Raw genomic sequence first — 14,824 nt, forward strand, 5'->3', positions numbered from 1 at the left:
TTATGCCGCAGGCGCGCGGGTAAGCTGCAGGAACACGTCCTCCAGGTCGCTTTCCACCATGGACAGGTCCTTCACGGCCAGTCCCGCCGCGGCCATGGCCCCCAGCAGGTCGGCGACGCGGGTCTCGCTGGGCTTGTAATGGACGACCAGCCGGCGCGGGGTCTCCAGCTTCGCGTCGAAGGCGGCGAACGCGGGGGGCACGGTGGCCAGGTCGGCATCCAGCGTGACCACCATCTCCTTGCTGTCCAGCCGGCCCAGCAGGTTCTCCGTCGACTCGCACGCCACCACCTGGCCGTGGTTGACGATGGCGATGGTGTCGCAAAGCTCCTGCGCCTCTTCCAGGTAATGGGTGGTCAGCACGATGGTGGTGCCGGCCCGGTTCAGTTCGCGCACATGGGCCCACAGGCTCTGCCGCAATTCCACATCCACGCCGGCCGTCGGCTCGTCCAGCACCAGGACGGGCGGGGCATGCACCATGGCCTTGGCCACCATCAGGCGGCGGCGCATGCCACCGGACAGGGTGCGGGCATAGGCGTTGGCCTTGTCCTTCAGGCCCACGGCCTCCAGCAGGGCGTCGGTCTGCCGCTCTGCCTTGGGCACACCATAAAGGCCGGCCTGCAGGTCCAGGATCTCCCGCGGGGTGAAGAACGGATCCAGGTTCAGTTCCTGCGGCACGATGCCGATGGCGGCGCGGGCCGAGCGGGCATGCTCATCGATATCGATACCCCAGATGCTGGCCTTGCCGCTGGTCTTGTTCACCAATCCGGCCAGGATGTTGATGAAGGTGCTCTTGCCGGCGCCGTTGGGCCCCAGCAGGCCATAGATCGACCCCCGCGGGATCGACAGGGTGATACCCTTCAACGCCTCCTTCGGCGGGGCCTTGGCAGTGCCGGCATAGGTTTTGCGCAGGTCGGTGACGGCGATGGCGGCGGCCGGTGCGCTGTCGGTGGCGGTGCCGGCGGACCGGCTCAGGCTGTCGGGCATTGTGACCATGTTCCGGACGGTGGGGCGACGGGCGTCGCTGCATACCCCCTGGCCTACACCCGCAACAACCGCCGGTCAATTTGCCGAACGGCAGGGGCGGCCGCCGGCCTTGCGCAAACCGGCGGCCGGAGTATGATGCGCCGCACCCGCCGAACCCGGATTTTCCCCGGATTCCCTTCAAGACCATTCCCAAGGAACAGATGACCATGCAGCCGGCCGAGACCATCTATATCGACGAAGACACCGTCGGCTGCGATGGCGGCGGCGGGGCGCTGGGTCATCCGCTGGTCTATCTGACGCTGGCCCCGCGGGGGGAGATCGACTGCCCCTATTGCGGCCGCCACTATGTACAGACGGCGGCCGGAAAGGCGGCCGGCGGCGGCCACGGCCACTGATCTCCTCGCCTGCCCCCCGGCTTTCGGTTCAACCCCTTTCGGTTCAACCCGATGCGACCGACAGCATCGGGCCCGGGTGGATGATGTAGCGGGCGGTCTGTGCCGTGCGCTCATAGGCGCGGGCGAAAAAGCAGCGATGCAGGCCGGCGGCCGGCGCCACCACCCCCTGGGGTGGCATGAAGTCGGCTGCCATGGGCTCCCGTCCCGTCGGCACCAGGGCGATGCCATCGAAACCGCCGCTGGCCGCGCGCAGGCAATCCGGCGGCAGGGGGCGGCCCGATACCAGCGTGACGGGCATCGGAGCCGCCAGCAGCGCCGCCCTTTCGGCAAAAAGCTGTACCAGCACCACCCCCTCGACCCCCAGGGCCGCACCGAAGCCGGCATGGGTCCATCGGGCGTCCAGCAGGTTTTCCCGGTGCCCCGGTGACTGCATCAGATTGTCCAGCGCCAGCCGGCCGGCCCTTTCCGGCTGCGCCGCGTCGAACAGGTTGCTGCCATAGAGATTCTCTCCGTTCACGCCCACCAGCGTGCGGTGCAGCAGGCCGATCCGGTCCATGGCGTGCCGCCCGCCCGCGTCGGCATGGGCGAAAGGCGCGCCGGCGGCCAGTTGCGCGGCGTAATGGCGGGCGATCCAGGCCAGGTCCATGTCGGACGCCAGGGGCGCCGCCCCCTCCCCCAGCCGCAGCGCCGACGCCCCCTCCAGACAGGCCCGCTCCATGCGGGGCAGCGGCATGTCGTCGCGCCGCCATGCCCCCTGGGCCTGCGCGGCCCGCCGGAACACCTGATGGGCCGCAGCATAGTCGGCGAATCCATCCAATGGTATGGCATTGTCCGCCAAAGGGTCGCGCACGGAATCGTAGGCTCGCGATGCCGACGCACCCGCCGCCCCGGCCGGGAGCAGCAGTCCCAGCCCCCCCAGCAGCACGGTCCGGCGGGCGATGCATGCCGTTCGGACATAACCATCTGGATGTATGACAAGCAGGGCGCCTTGACCTATTCTTGAAGCGGGTTGCATCCCGAATCACACCCGATATAGTAGCCTAAGGTTGTTTTACACCGACTTATTGTGAACAACAGGTTAACAGCATAGCGTGCCGCCGCTCGTCGCGCCAACCCTTCTGTCTGCCGATATCATGCCGACCAGCCACCATCCCGCCGATCTCCACCACCCTTCCGGCCTGCGTTTGCCGGTGACGCGACTGCCCTTCGTCGGGGAGCGCGTTGATGGGCGTTTCGGGTATTGGGTGCTGCCCGACATGCCGGAGGGGCAGGATCTGCGCTTCCAGGGCCGCACCTATGCCGCCTGGTTCCTGTTGTACGAGGAAGCCAATGGTGCTGTCGCCGCCGTCGACCTGATGGACCGGATCGAACGGGAGATGCCGTCGCGCTATCCGGCCGTCGATCGCGCCTTTCTGCAGGAACTGAACAGCCGGCGGGCCCGTTCCTCCGCCGCCTGATCCCGGTGCCCCCCGGCGGCCCCTCCCCTACCCAGTCCTGCCCCCATCCGGATTCCCTTCTCCGGGTTCCCTTCCCCGCACACAACAATCCGGCAGCGTCGCCCTTTTGCAGGTGCGAAACGCCATCTGCGTGTGCCACATGCATGTCTTTTCCCTGAAATGTAAAAGTTTGTCCCCTATCGCAACCAGTTACCATCGCGTAACAATTGGGGGGTTGGAGCTTGGGCGTCGGGCGTCTAGTTCCTGAAAGGCACGCTGGCCGGCACTGTTCCGGCTTCGGGGCGTCCGGGCTTGACCGGATGGTGGCCAGCGACATTTAACGGATGGTATCTTTCCGCGTGCGGCGGCACAGGAAGGATCCAGGAAGCAACAAACAGGGTCGGCATGTCCCCGGATGCCGGCCGCCATAACATGCGGATGGATCATGCGCCTGCCCCTTCAGATCGCCACCGCCGTCGCCATCGTCGCCATCGCCGGCGGCGTCTGGTATGCGACGGGCAGGAGCGACAATGGCACCGCCGCCACCCAGCAGGCAGCACGCCCCGTTTCCGTCATCGGCAAGACGGTGGGCCGGGGCGACATTCCGGTCGTCTTCGACGCCGTCGGATCGCTGCGTGCGGCGGAGGCTGTGACCATCACCGCCAAGACGGCCGGCCTTGTCCGGTCGATCAACTTCTCCGAGGGGCAATTGGTTCAGGCGGGCCATGTGCTGGTGGAACTGGATGACCGGGAGGTACGGGCCAATCTGGCCGGCGCGGAGGCCGACCGGCGCAACGCCGCGCAGTTGCTGGAACGCGCCCGTGCCCTGCTTGTCCGCCAGAACGTGTCCCAGGCCCGCGTCGACGAGTTGAGCCAGCAATTGCAGAGCGCCGACGCGGTCGTGCGCGCCACGCAGGCCCGCCTTCAGGACCTGACCATCCGGGCCCCCTTCACGGGCTACACGGGCCTGCGTCAGGTCAGCCCCGGCGCCCTGGTCCGTCCGGCCGACGTGGTGACGACGCTGGACGACACGCGCACCCTGAAGCTGGAATTCACCGTGCCTGAACTGGCGCTGCGCGACCTGCGCCAGGGGATGGAGATCACGGCCATCACCAGCGTCTATCCCGACCAGCCGGCGCGCGGTCATGTCGCCGCCATCGATACGCGCGTCGACAGCGTCACCCGCACCATCGCCGCGGTAGCGGAAATCGACAATGCCGATGGCCGCCTGCGGCCCGGCATGTTCATGACGGCGCGCCTGACCCTTGAAACCCGCAGCGACGTCGTGCTGGCACCCGAAGAAGCACTGGTTCCCGTGGGCGACCGGCAGTTCGTGTTCCTGGTGGCGAACAACCGGGTCGAGCGCCGGCAGGTGACGATCGGCGCGCGGTCGCGCGGCTTTGTGGAGATCACGGCCGGCCTGACCGGCGGCGAGGTCGTGGTGACCCGCGGCATCCAGAAGGTCCGGGACGGCCAGGCGGTCCAGGTGGAAGTGGTCGGCGATGCGGCGGCGGCCGCCCAGTCGGCCGCGCGGCCGACCCTTTGATTTGTGCGGGCGGGGGTGCGCATCGCACGCCCCGCCCGACCGGCGATGAGGGCCGGGTCGTCCCATGGGCGGCACCGGCCATTGATGAATGGTGCATGCGCTTCTGGCTGCATGCTACTCTGGTGGGAAACCGGCCATGGTGATTTCCGACATCTCCATCCAGCGCCCTGTGCTGGCCTTCGTGATCAGCGCCATGCTGGTGGTTTTCGGCGTGCTGGGGTACGAGCGGCTGCCGGTCCGCGAACTGCCGAAGATCGATTATCCCATCGTCTCCATCTCCACCTCATATCCCGGCGCCAGCGCGGAGGTGATCGACAATGAGATCACCGAGCGCATCGAGGGCGTCATCAATGGCATCGAGGGCGTGAAGACCATCCGCTCCCGCTCACGCGAGGGCAGTTCGTCGGTATCGGTGGAGTTCGAGATCGACCGCGACATCGACGCCGCCAGCAATGATGTGCGCGACCGCGTGGGCCGGCTTTCCGACAATCTGCCCGAAGAGGCGGAATTGCCCGAGATCAGCAAGGTCGATGCCGACAGCAGCCCCATCATGTGGCTGTCGCTGGCATCGGACCGGATGAACCAGCTTGAGCTGACCGACTATGCCCGCCGCTATTATCTGGACGCGCTGGCCACCGTGCCGGGTGTGGCGTCGGTGCGCCTGACGGGCCGGCGCGATTTCGCCATGCGCATCTGGCTGGACCGCAACGCCATGGCCGCCCGCCAGGTGACGGTGCAGGATATCGAGGCCGCCATCCGGCGGGAGAATACCGAACTGCCCGCCGGCCGTATCGAAAGCAGCCAGCGCGAGTTCACGGTGCGCACCGACACCCGCCTGAACCGCCCCGAGCAGTTCGGCGCCATCCTGGTCCGTCAGGACGGGGCGAACTGGATCCGGCTGGGCGACGTGGCGCGGGTGGAGGTGGCCGCCCGCGACGACCGCGGCGATTTCCGCATCAATGGCGGCACCGCGGTCGGCATGGGCATCGTGCGCCAGTCGACGGCCAACACCGTGGAAGTGTCGGAAGGCGTGCGCGCCATGCTGGCGGAGTTCAACAACAACCTGCCGCCCGGCATGACGCTGGAAATCCGCCAGGACGACGCCGCCTATGTCAGCCAGTCCATCTATGAGGTGTTCCACGCCATCGCCGTGGCCGTGGGCCTGGTGGTGCTGGTGGTCTGGGCGTTCCTGCGCACCTTCCGTGCCACCATCATTCCCGTGGTGGCCATCCCCGTGTCGCTGGTGGCAGCGTTCGGCATCATGGCGGCGCTGGGCTTCTCCATCAACGTCCTGACATTGCTGGCCTTTGTGCTGGCCGTGGGGCTGGTGGTGGATGACGCGATCATCGTGGTGGAGAACATATCCCGCCGTATCGAAGAGGGGGAGCCCCCCCTGCTGGCCGCCTATCGCGGGGCACGGCAGATCGGCTTTGCGGTGCTGGCGACGACGGCCGTGCTGCTGGCCGTCATCGCACCGCTCTCCATGCTGCCGGGCGACCAGGGGCGCCTGTTCCGGGAATTCGCCGTGGCGCTGATGGCCGCCATCGGCTTTTCCTGCATCGTGGCCCTCAGCCTTTCTCCCATGCTGTCATCCAAGCTGCTGCGTCCCCACCATTCGCCGGGACGCCTCTACCGTCTGTCCGAAGCGGTGCTTGTCGGCCTGACCAACTTCTACACCCGCATCCTGCGCATGGCCCTGTCGGCGCGGTTGCTGGTGCTGCTGGTCATGGGCGGGACGATCGTGCTGACGGCGCTGATCGGTGCCACGCTGCCCAGCGAACTGGCCCCCGTGGAAGATCGCGGCACGGCCCGCATCTCCCTGACGGGACCGGAAGGGGCCAGCATGGAATACACGATGGAAGAGGTGGCGAAGGTCGAAGGATTGCTGGCCCCCTATCTGAAGTCGGGCGAACTGGACAGCGTGCTGACCATCGTCAATCCCGGCTGGGGCGGCAATGCCGGCGTCAACCGCGCCATGATGATCATCCGTACCCCGCCCTGGAACAACCGCGTGACGGACCGCAGCCTGCCGCAGATGGTGAACGAATTGCGCCCGCAATTGTCGGCCATCCCCGGATCGCGCATCGTGCCCGTGCTGCCGTCCGGCCTGGGCGGCGGCGGGGCCTCGGCCAACCAGATCCAGGTCGTGATCGGCGGCAACACGTTCGAGGAACTGGCCGACTGGCGCGACGCGCTGATCGAACGGCTGGAACAATATCCCGGCCTGACCGGCTTCACGGCCGATTACGACGAGACGAAGCCGCAGCTTTATGTCACCGTCGACCGCGACCGGGCCGCCGACCTGGGCGTGTCCGTCACGGTCATCGGCGGCACGCTGGAAAGCATGCTGGCCGAAAAGGTGGTCACGCGCTATCTGGACCGGGGCGAGGAATATGATGTCGTGGTCCGGGCGGAGGCGGAGAACCGGTCCAACCCCCGCGACCTGACCAACATCTTCGTGCGGGGCACCACGGCCGGCGGCACGGGGCAGCTGGTGCCGCTGGCCAACCTGATCCAGATCCGCGACGTGGCCGGCCCGACGGAACTGAACCGCTATAACCGGCTGCGGTCGATCACCATCACGGGCAACCTGACGGCGGGCACGGTGATGAGCGATGCCATCGCCGAGGTGCGCCAAGCCGCGGCCGAGGTGCTGCCGCCGGAGGCCCGGATCAATTTCGAGGGTGCGGCCCGCCTGCAACTGGAAGCCAGCAGCGCCATCTGGTTCGCCTTCGGCATGGCCATGCTGGTCGCCTTCCTGGTGCTGTCGGCCCAGTTCGAGAATTTCCGCCTGCCGCTGATGATCCTGGCGTCGGTGCTGCCGGCGGGGCTGGGCGGCGTGCTGGCCATCATGGTGACGGGCATGTCACTGAACACCTATACGCAGATCGGCCTGATCATGCTGATCGGCCTGCTGGCCAAGAACGCCATCATGATCGTGGAGTTCGCCAACCAGCTCCGCGAGGAGGGGCTGGAACTGATGGCCGCGGTGGAGGAGGCGGCGCGCCTGCGCCTGCGCCCCATTCTGATGACCTCCATCGCCACAGTCTTCGGCGCCATGCCGCTGGCGCTGGCCACGGGTGCCGGTGCCGAAAGCCGCATGGCCATCGGCTGGGTGATCGTGGGCGGCGTGACCGTCGGGACATTGCTGTCCCTGTTCGTCACGCCCGTGCTGTACAGCCTGTTCGCCAGCGGCGTGAAGCCCATCGGCATCGTCCGCCGCCAGTTGGAGGAGGAGGAGCGCCGCTACAAGGACCCGTCGCAGGTGCCGGCGGAGTGATGGCAGCGTCCGTCGCCGCTTGTCAGCTCATCAATGGCCGGGCACGCCCCTTCGTGAGGCCGGTGGCCAGCCCGACATTCATGTCCGGTCGAACCGCGCCGGCTTTCCGAAGAAGCGGGTGGCCAGCGCAGTGATGCGGGACGGATCGCCCGTGGTCAGGAAACTGACATCCCCCTGGCCGGGCCGGTCGAATTCCGGGTGCCGTTCCAGATAGGCCGACAGGCTTTTTGCCGTCAGGTCGGGCTGGGACAGCACCTCCACCCCCACCGGCAGGGCGTCCGTGAACAGGTCCGCCACCAGCGGATAATGGGTGCAGCCCAGCATGACCGCCTGCGGCGGCGCACTGGCCAGCCGGGTCATCAGGCCGTCGGCATACAGGCGCACGGCTTCCGCCACGCGCTGGCGCGGGGCATCGGCTTCGATCAGGGGGACAAGGGCGGGGCATGCCTGCTGCACCACGCGCACTTCCGGCGCGCGGGCCGCGATCTCCCGCGGATAGGCACCGCTATCCACCGTCCGGCTGGTGGCGAAGATGCCGACCGTGCGCGGTTCGCCCGCCTGCCGGCTGGCCGCCACATCGGCCATCCAGGGCACACCCGTCACCGCCTCCACCATGGGAACCAGCACGCCCAGCACGCGCCGGCCGGGCCAGGCCGTTTCCAGCCAGGTCTGCTGCAACCGGCGCAGCGCCACGGCGGATGCCGTATTGCAGGCCAGGATGACCAGGCCGGCCCCCCGCTCGAACAGGCGTGACACACCGGCCAGGGTCAGCCGGTAAATCTCTTCCGGCGGCCGGTCGCCATAGGGGGCGTCGGCATGATCGCCCAGATAGAGGAAATCATGCGATGGCAGGGACCGGTGCAGGGCGCGCAGCACCGTCAATCCGCCATGACCCGAATCGAACACGCCGATCATCAGGAAAACCCATTCCCAGCCATCTGCGCGCTGTTTAGCACGGGTTTGCGGCGATGGAACGGCATTTCAGCGACTTGCCAGCGGCCCTGCGCTGTGCGTAACTCCGCCTCCGTACCGTTCAATCCCCTGCCCTGGTGAGTGCTTCCGTCCATGCCCGCGCTGATCCGTCCGCTGTTCGCCCTCTCCCTGGCCCTTGCCGTCCTGCCAGGCCTGGCCCTGGCACAGGATGCCCGCCCCGCCGCCGGCCCCACCATGGGCGAAATCGCGCGGCAGGCGCAGCAGCAGCAGGCGGCGCCCGTGCCGGCATCCCCGCTGCCGCCGGCGGGCAACCTGCCCACCATGGGCGATCTGGTACGCCAGCAGGGGCAGGCCGCTGCGGCAGCCCAGGCCGAAGCGCCGGGCTGCACCCGTCCGCGCACGCCGGGCGCCCTGCCCGATGGCACCAAGGCGACGGAAGAGGATATGCGCAAGGCCCAGGTGGCCGTGAAGACCTATGTCACCGAGTCGGAGGCCTTCAACACCTGCCTGGACCGGCTGGTGAAAAGCGCGCAGAATCAGGTTACGGTCGAGGAATATCTGGCCCTGGTCCAGCAATATGACCTGACCGTCGCAGCCATGCAGATCTTCGCCGATCGGTTCAACGAGCAGCTCCGCATCTATCGCGCCAGGGCGAAGCCCTGATCCGTGCCCCAGGGCCAAGCCCTGATCTGCGCACCGGACGCCAAGCCCTGATCCGCGCCGGGGCAGGATGATGGGTTGCGTGGGGTCGGCGCGGACGGCCTACAGCCGCACGCGCAGGCCCATGAGCCATTGACGCTCCGGCCCGATATTGGTCAGCCCATCGCCCCGCCGGCCTGTCTCCACGCGCGCTCCCGCCACATTCTCCGCCGTGGCGTAGAATTCCAGGCTCTGATCGACATGCCAGGCGGCGTAGAGGTCGCCCACCGTATAGCCGTCCAGCGTGCCCTGGTTGCGGCTGTCCTCGAATTGCCGGGCGGCACTGCGGACCTGGGCGCGCAGGGTCAGGGCGGGAACCGGGTTCCAGGTCAGGTCCAGGGTGCCGGCATGGCGGGGTGACTGGCCCAGCCGGTTGCCCTCCAGCCCCGCCATGGCCCCCGCATCCGTGATCTCGCTGTCACTATGCAGATAGGCGGCGCCGAGACGCAAACTGTCCGTCACCTGCCAGCCCAGGTCCAGTTCCAGCCCCCGCACTACCACGCGATCCAGCCCCCGGCGCTGGGCCAGGCTGCCGCCGGCCGGCACGAAAACGCCCAGTTCGGCATTGTTGCCCGGCGTTGTCTGGATGACGACATTGTCCACCGCATTCCGCAGCCGGACATGGAACAGGGTAGCACTGGCGGTAAGGCCCCCGCCCGGCGTCAACCGGATCCCGGCTTCCACACCGCGCATCCGTTCCGGTTCCAATCCGGCATTCGCCTCGGTTATGTCATTGCCGACCCGGAATGGCCGATAAAGCTCGTTCAAGGTGGGCAGGCGGAAACCGGTATAGAGGGCAGCGCGCAGGCCCAGCAGGTCGCTGGCCTGCCAGTCGGCGCCGGCCCGGCCATTGGCAACGGTGCCGTCCCGTTTCGCGAACCGGTCGTCGCGCAGGATCGCCCCCGTGGCATTGTCGCGTTCGGTCCGGTGGCCGTCATTGTTGCGCCAGCCATCCAGACGGCCCCCGGCCGACAGGGTCAGACCGGGCACACCGGTCCAGGCATGTTCGATGAACAGGCCGGCCACCTGCTGTTCCCCGCCCGCCGCGCGCTCCCGCGTGTACCGGCCAGCGGAAAAGGTGAAATGCTCGCGGGTTCGCCCGTCGGTCAGGCGCAGGTCGGCGCCGATATCGGTCTCGTGCCCCGCGGCGGGCCGGAAGGAAAGCTGGAGGATGCCGCCCGTGGCCGTGGCCGGCACGTCATGCTGGTCCAACGATGGCGTTTCGCCCGTGCGCCCGGCGTTGACCCCGGAAAAGGTGCTGGCAAAGGACCAGTCACGCCAATAGGCCAGCGCCTCCCAGGTGACCGCCCCGCCATCACCGGCCAGACGCAGACTGCCTTCCAGCGCTTCGGTGGCATTGTTGGTGTAGGGCGTGCCATTCCCCCGGCTTTCCTTGAAGCCGGAAAGCTTGGCCGTGGCGGCGATGCCGCCAATCCGGGTGGCGACGACCCCGTTCACGGCATAGGCGTCGGCATCGGCGGGGATGTCGATGGGACCACGGCGGGATCTTTCGACCAGCATCACCCCATCGGTGCGAAACGCGCTTCCCGACAGACCCACATGCCAGCCGCCGGCCGACCCGCCGGCCGTGGCCCGGCCCAGCCATGTGCCATCGCCACCCCCCGCCAGTTCCATGTCCAGACCGTCGCGCTGGCGTGTTTCAATACGGATCGTGCCGGCCAGGGCGCTGTTGCCCCAGGGGCCGGCACCGCCGCCGCGCGTGATCGTGACGGTTTCCACCGACCCGGTGGGCAGCCGGGACCAGTAAACCCAGCCGCCGAACGGATCATTGACCGGCACCCCGTCCACCAGCAGCAGCGTGCGGCCGGCACCATTGGGGCCGATGCCGCGCAGCGACACGCCCTGCGCCGTGGGGTTGGCCGTGCGGGAACCGGAACGGCGGAACAGGCTGAAACCCGGTACGGCCCGCAACGCCTCATCCAGCCGCCGTTGCGGGGCGGTGGCCAGGGTGGCCGCGTCGATGATGGTGGGACCATAGACCCGTTCAAAGGCCGGCACACCGACGCGCCGGCCCGTCACGACGATCTCTGCCACCTGCGTGTCCTGCGCCCGGACCGGACCGGCCGGCCCCAGGGGCAACAGGGCCAGGGCGGCAACGGTCCACAGGAACGGGCGGGGGGCATCGCGGTGCAGGCGCATGGGGCACTATTCCTCCAAATTCTGCCCTATAGGATATAATTTACAGGGCTGAACCAGCCATAACATCTTGATGCACCGTTTGAATACCGCAAAGCACCGGGAGAATCCGATCAGATGCAGGCACGGATGCAGGCACGGCAGGGGCGCGGGGAACCGCGCCGGCCGGCTGCCCTGTTCCAGGGATAGGCCGCCGGTGCATCCGGCGGCACCTGTCCCTTGGCAGGCATCCGCCCCGGAAAAAGGAGGGAGGGACGGGCCCGCGGATGCCGATGAGGGCCGGTAACCCGGCCTTCATCGGCACAAGGGGCTCAAATCGCCGCCGTTGCCTGATGCAGCCAGTCGAGATCGGGACCTTCGACCAGCGGGGACAGTTCGGTCCGGACGCGGGCATGGTAGGTGTTGAGCCAGTCGCGCTCGTCCCCCGTCAGCATGTCGCGATCGACCATGCGGTGATCGATGGGGCACAGGGTCAGCGTCTCGAAGCCCAGCATGGGCCGGTCGGCCCCCGGAATGGCGGCGGGCACCACCAGTTCCAGGTTTTCCACCCGAATGCCATAGGCACCGGCCAGGTAATAGCCGGGCTCGTTGGACAGGATCATGCCGGGCAGCAGGGTGACGCCGTTCAACTGCTTGCCGATGCGCTGCGGCCCCTCATGCACCGACAGGTAGCTACCGATGCCATGGCCCGTGCCATGGTCGTAATCCAGCCCGTGCTGCCACAGGAACTGGCGCGCCAGACTGTCGAGCTGGCTGCCGGCCGTGCCGGCGGGGAAGCGGGCGCGGTTCAGTGCGATATGGCCCTTCAGCACCAGGGTGAAGTGCCGGCGCGCCTGTGGTCCGACATCGCCGACGGCCAGGGTGCGGGTGATGTCGGTGGTGCCGTCCAGATACTGCCCGCCGCTGTCCAGCAGGAAGACGCTGTCCTTCTCGATCCGGCGGTTGGTGGCCCGGGTCGCGCGGTAATGCACGATGGCGCCATTGGGGCCGGCCCCGCTGATCGTATCGAAGCTGGGGCCGCGGAAATCGGCGGCTCCCTGGCGGGCCTTGTGCAGCCTGTCCACCACGGTCAGTTCGTCCAGATGGCCCTTCGGCGCCTCGGCGTCGAACCAGCGCAGGAAACGGACCAGGGCGGCCCCGTCGCGGCGATGGGCGGCCCGGGCGCCCTCGATCTCCGTCTGGTTCTTCACGGCCTTGGGCAGGGTGCAGGGGTCGCCGCCGCCATCCACCCTGGCCCCGGCGCCCGACAGCCGGTCCACCACCCACAGCGCCGCATTGGCCCCGTCCAGCCGCACCTTGGCACCGGCCGCGCCCAGCGCATCCAGCGCGCTGCCCAGCTCGTCGGGCGCGCGGATGGCGACCTGGTTGCCCAGATGCGCCTCCAGCCCCGGCGCCAGCTTGCGCCGGTCCACGAACCAGTCCACCACGCCATCGGCCCGGATGGTGGCAAAGGACAAGGGCAGCGGCGTGCAGGGCACATCGGCCCCGCGCACATTCAGCAGCCAGGCGATGCTGTCCGGCTGGGTCAGCACGGCGGCGTCGGCCTTCAACCCGGCCAGCGCCGTGGCGATGTCGGCCCGCTTGTCGGCGGCGGACCGCCCGGCGGCCGACAGGGGATGGGCATTCACCACGCCCAGCGGGGCCGGCGGCTGGTCGGCCCAGACGGCATCCAGCGGATTGCCGTCGGTCGCCACCAGTTCGATGCCGGCCGGCGTCAGGCAGGATCGCATCCGGTCGGCCCAGGCACCGGTATGCAGCCACGGATCGAAGCCCAGGCGGGACCCGGAAGGCAGGTTCGCCGCCGCCCAGTCGCCGTGGAACTCCTCGATCAGGTGATGATAGCTGAACAGGCTGGCCGACACTTCCTGGCGCACCTGGATCGTGTAACGGCCATCGGCGAAGACGGCCGCCTTGTCCAGCGTCACCACCACGGCCCCGGCCGAGGCCGTGAAGCCGCTGATCCAGGCCAGCCGCGACCCGCGCAGGGGCACATATTCACCCTGATATTCATCGGCGCGCGGCACCACGAACCCGTCCAGCCCGCGGCGTTTCAGTTCGGCACGCAAGGCCGCCAGCCGGGCGCCATGGTCGCCATGGGCCGGATCGGCCGGGCGGGCCATGGTGGCGCGGAGGGCCAGCAACTGCTGCGTCGTCGCGTCCGACCGCCGGCCGGACACAAGCTCCAGCCAGGCATCGGGCGCCTCGCCATCCGGGGCGGCATTCACGCCGGCGATCAGGTCCCGGATGGCGGCCACGGACCGGTCGATCCCGTCGCCACGCAGCAGATCGGCAAGGGCGGCGTCGCCCTGGTAAATGGTGGTAGGGGTGCTGACAGACACTTTCTTGGCTCCCGCGAGCGGCTTTTTGATGCCGCCACGCTAGAGCGCCGGGCGCCGGGGTGCAAGGGGCGGGTGGGGCCGACAGCGGGCGCCGCCCGCCCCGCCGGTCAGCCCTTCAGCACCAGCGTCGACCAGTCGCCCAGGCGGAAGCGCTTGACCAGGCGCAGGCCCTGGGCGCGGTGGGCGTTGATGACCAGCGGTTCCTGATGGTGCAGCAGGCCCGACAGGATGGCCGTGCCGCCGGGCACCAGATAGCGGCGCAGATCGGGCGACATGCGGGCCAGCGGGCGGGCCAGGATGTTGGCCACGATCAGATCGAATTTGCCGTGCCGGCGCACGGCTTCGGCCGCATAGCCGTTGGCGGCATAGAGCTTCACCAGGTCCGCCACGCGGTTCAGCCGGGCATTCTCCCGCGCGATCTCGATCGACACCTCGTCGATATCGACGCCGATCACGGGCACGCGCGCCAGCTTGGCCAGGGCGAAGGCCAGGATGCCGGAGCCGCAGCCCATGTCCAGCGCGTTGGCGAACCCGCCGCGGGCCGACAATTCGGAAATGGCGCGCAGGCAGCCCTGCGTGGTCGCATGCTCGCCCGATCCGAAGGCCATCGCCGCCTCGATCTGCAGGCCCAGCTTGCCCTTGGGCACGGGCTTCTGATGGTGGCTGCCATGGATGAAGAAGCGGCCGGCCGTGATGGGCGGGAAGCTGAGATAGGTCCTGGTCACCCAATCGATGGCGGCCAGCGGCTCCACCGTCAGGTCCGGTTCCGCGATGCCGTGGGCCGCGGCCAGCACGGCCAGTTTCAACCCGATGCGCGCCTTGTCCGGCTCGTTATAGGACGTGCATTCGACCAGCCACTGGCCGCCTTCCTGCAATTCGAAGGTGGACACGGCATCGACATGGGGTTCCACCATGTCGGCAAAGACGGGAACCAGCGCCTCCGGCACCTCGAACGCAACACGCCACATCGGCTGCATGAAAACTCTCCGCCTCTTCCGAACTGTCCGCCCCCGCATCGGGCGCGGCCATTTCTAGCCGCCGCCGCCGCCCCCGAC

11 protein-coding genes are annotated in these 14,824 nt (G+C 68.4%); 5 read left to right on the forward strand and 6 right to left on the reverse strand.

The annotated features are described in order from the left end of the window. Nucleotides 1-984 carry an ABC transporter ATP-binding protein gene (locus tag ACM9LZ_RS08240; RefSeq protein WP_416618906.1) on the reverse strand — a complete coding sequence of 328 codons (984 nt, stop codon included), beginning with the start codon at nucleotides 982-984 and terminating at the stop codon, nucleotides 1-3. A gap of 200 nt (nucleotides 985-1,184) precedes the next feature. On the opposite strand from ACM9LZ_RS08240, the gene ACM9LZ_RS08245 reads away from it, so the two are divergent. Continuing rightward, complete coding sequence (locus tag ACM9LZ_RS08245; protein WP_416618907.1) at nucleotides 1,185-1,379, forward strand: zinc-finger domain-containing protein; 195 nt, start codon at nucleotides 1,185-1,187, stop codon at nucleotides 1,377-1,379. 43 nt (nucleotides 1,380-1,422) lie between these two features. Here ACM9LZ_RS08245 and ACM9LZ_RS08250 read toward each other — a convergent pair whose 3' ends face one another. Then, entirely contained in the window at nucleotides 1,423-2,229 is an 807-nt protein-coding gene (locus ACM9LZ_RS08250; protein ID WP_416618908.1) for a CAP domain-containing protein, read from the reverse strand. A 241-nt stretch (nucleotides 2,230-2,470) separates the two neighbouring features. Here ACM9LZ_RS08250 and ACM9LZ_RS08255 point away from each other — a divergent pair, with 241 nt between their 5' ends. The 3 genes from ACM9LZ_RS08255 (at nucleotide 2,471) to ACM9LZ_RS08265 (ending at nucleotide 7,641) form a co-directional block, all read left to right on the forward strand. Next, entirely contained in the window at nucleotides 2,471-2,836 is a 366-nt protein-coding gene (locus ACM9LZ_RS08255) for a hypothetical protein (protein WP_416618909.1), read from the forward strand. Nucleotides 2,837-3,260: 424 nt separating this feature from the next. Beyond that, entirely contained in the window at nucleotides 3,261-4,361 is a 1,101-nt protein-coding gene (locus ACM9LZ_RS08260; protein ID WP_416618910.1) for an efflux RND transporter periplasmic adaptor subunit, read from the forward strand. A 136-nt stretch (nucleotides 4,362-4,497) separates the two neighbouring features. Further along, complete coding sequence (locus ACM9LZ_RS08265) at nucleotides 4,498-7,641, forward strand: efflux RND transporter permease subunit (protein WP_416618911.1); 3,144 nt, start codon at nucleotides 4,498-4,500, stop codon at nucleotides 7,639-7,641. Between the two features lie 78 nt (nucleotides 7,642-7,719). Here ACM9LZ_RS08265 and murI read toward each other — a convergent pair whose 3' ends face one another. Then, on the reverse strand, nucleotides 7,720-8,556 hold the full coding sequence (gene murI, locus ACM9LZ_RS08270; protein ID WP_416618912.1) for a glutamate racemase: 837 nt from the start codon (nucleotides 8,554-8,556) through the stop codon (nucleotides 7,720-7,722). A gap of 150 nt (nucleotides 8,557-8,706) precedes the next feature. Here murI and ACM9LZ_RS08275 point away from each other — a divergent pair, with 150 nt between their 5' ends. Continuing rightward, nucleotides 8,707-9,237: a hypothetical protein gene (locus ACM9LZ_RS08275; RefSeq protein ID WP_416618913.1), complete on the forward strand. Its 531-nt coding sequence runs from the start codon at nucleotides 8,707-8,709 to the stop codon at nucleotides 9,235-9,237. A 99-nt stretch (nucleotides 9,238-9,336) separates the two neighbouring features. Here ACM9LZ_RS08275 and ACM9LZ_RS08280 read toward each other — a convergent pair whose 3' ends face one another. From ACM9LZ_RS08280 to ACM9LZ_RS08290, 3 genes are all read right to left on the reverse strand, one after another. Beyond that, nucleotides 9,337-11,433, reverse strand: a complete 2,097-nt coding sequence (locus tag ACM9LZ_RS08280) for a TonB-dependent receptor plug domain-containing protein (protein ID WP_416618914.1) — start codon at nucleotides 11,431-11,433, stop codon at nucleotides 9,337-9,339. Nucleotides 11,434-11,741: 308 nt separating this feature from the next. Then, nucleotides 11,742-13,769, reverse strand: a complete 2,028-nt coding sequence (locus ACM9LZ_RS08285) for an aminopeptidase P family protein (RefSeq protein ID WP_416618915.1) — start codon at nucleotides 13,767-13,769, stop codon at nucleotides 11,742-11,744. Between the two features lie 107 nt (nucleotides 13,770-13,876). Then, complete coding sequence (locus ACM9LZ_RS08290; protein WP_416618916.1) at nucleotides 13,877-14,746, reverse strand: 50S ribosomal protein L11 methyltransferase; 870 nt, start codon at nucleotides 14,744-14,746, stop codon at nucleotides 13,877-13,879. Nucleotides 14,747-14,824: the final 78 nt, after the last annotated feature.

It is taken from the genome of Niveispirillum fermenti, from assembly GCF_048066175.1.
Lineage (GTDB): Bacteria > Pseudomonadota > Alphaproteobacteria > Azospirillales > Azospirillaceae > Niveispirillum > Niveispirillum fermenti.

Bases quoted from the DNA above. Each gene is read 5' to 3' on its own strand.
- ACM9LZ_RS08245 (WP_416618907.1), top strand. From the start codon at position 1,185: ATGACCATGCAGCCGGCCGAGACCATCTATATCGACGAAGACACCGTC.
- ACM9LZ_RS08275 (WP_416618913.1), top strand. From the start codon at position 8,707: ATGCCCGCGCTGATCCGTCCGCTGTTCGCCCTCTCCCTGGCCCTTGCC.
- ACM9LZ_RS08260 (WP_416618910.1), top strand. From the start codon at position 3,261: ATGCGCCTGCCCCTTCAGATCGCCACCGCCGTCGCCATCGTCGCCATC.
- ACM9LZ_RS08290 (WP_416618916.1), bottom strand. From the start codon at position 14,746: ATGCAGCCGATGTGGCGTGTTGCGTTCGAGGTGCCGGAGGCGCTGGTT.
- ACM9LZ_RS08240 (WP_416618906.1), bottom strand. From the start codon at position 984: ATGCCCGACAGCCTGAGCCGGTCCGCCGGCACCGCCACCGACAGCGCA.
- ACM9LZ_RS08280 (WP_416618914.1), bottom strand. From the start codon at position 11,433: ATGCGCCTGCACCGCGATGCCCCCCGCCCGTTCCTGTGGACCGTTGCC.
- murI (WP_416618912.1), bottom strand. From the start codon at position 8,556: ATGATCGGCGTGTTCGATTCGGGTCATGGCGGATTGACGGTGCTGCGC.
- ACM9LZ_RS08265 (WP_416618911.1), top strand. From the start codon at position 4,498: ATGGTGATTTCCGACATCTCCATCCAGCGCCCTGTGCTGGCCTTCGTG.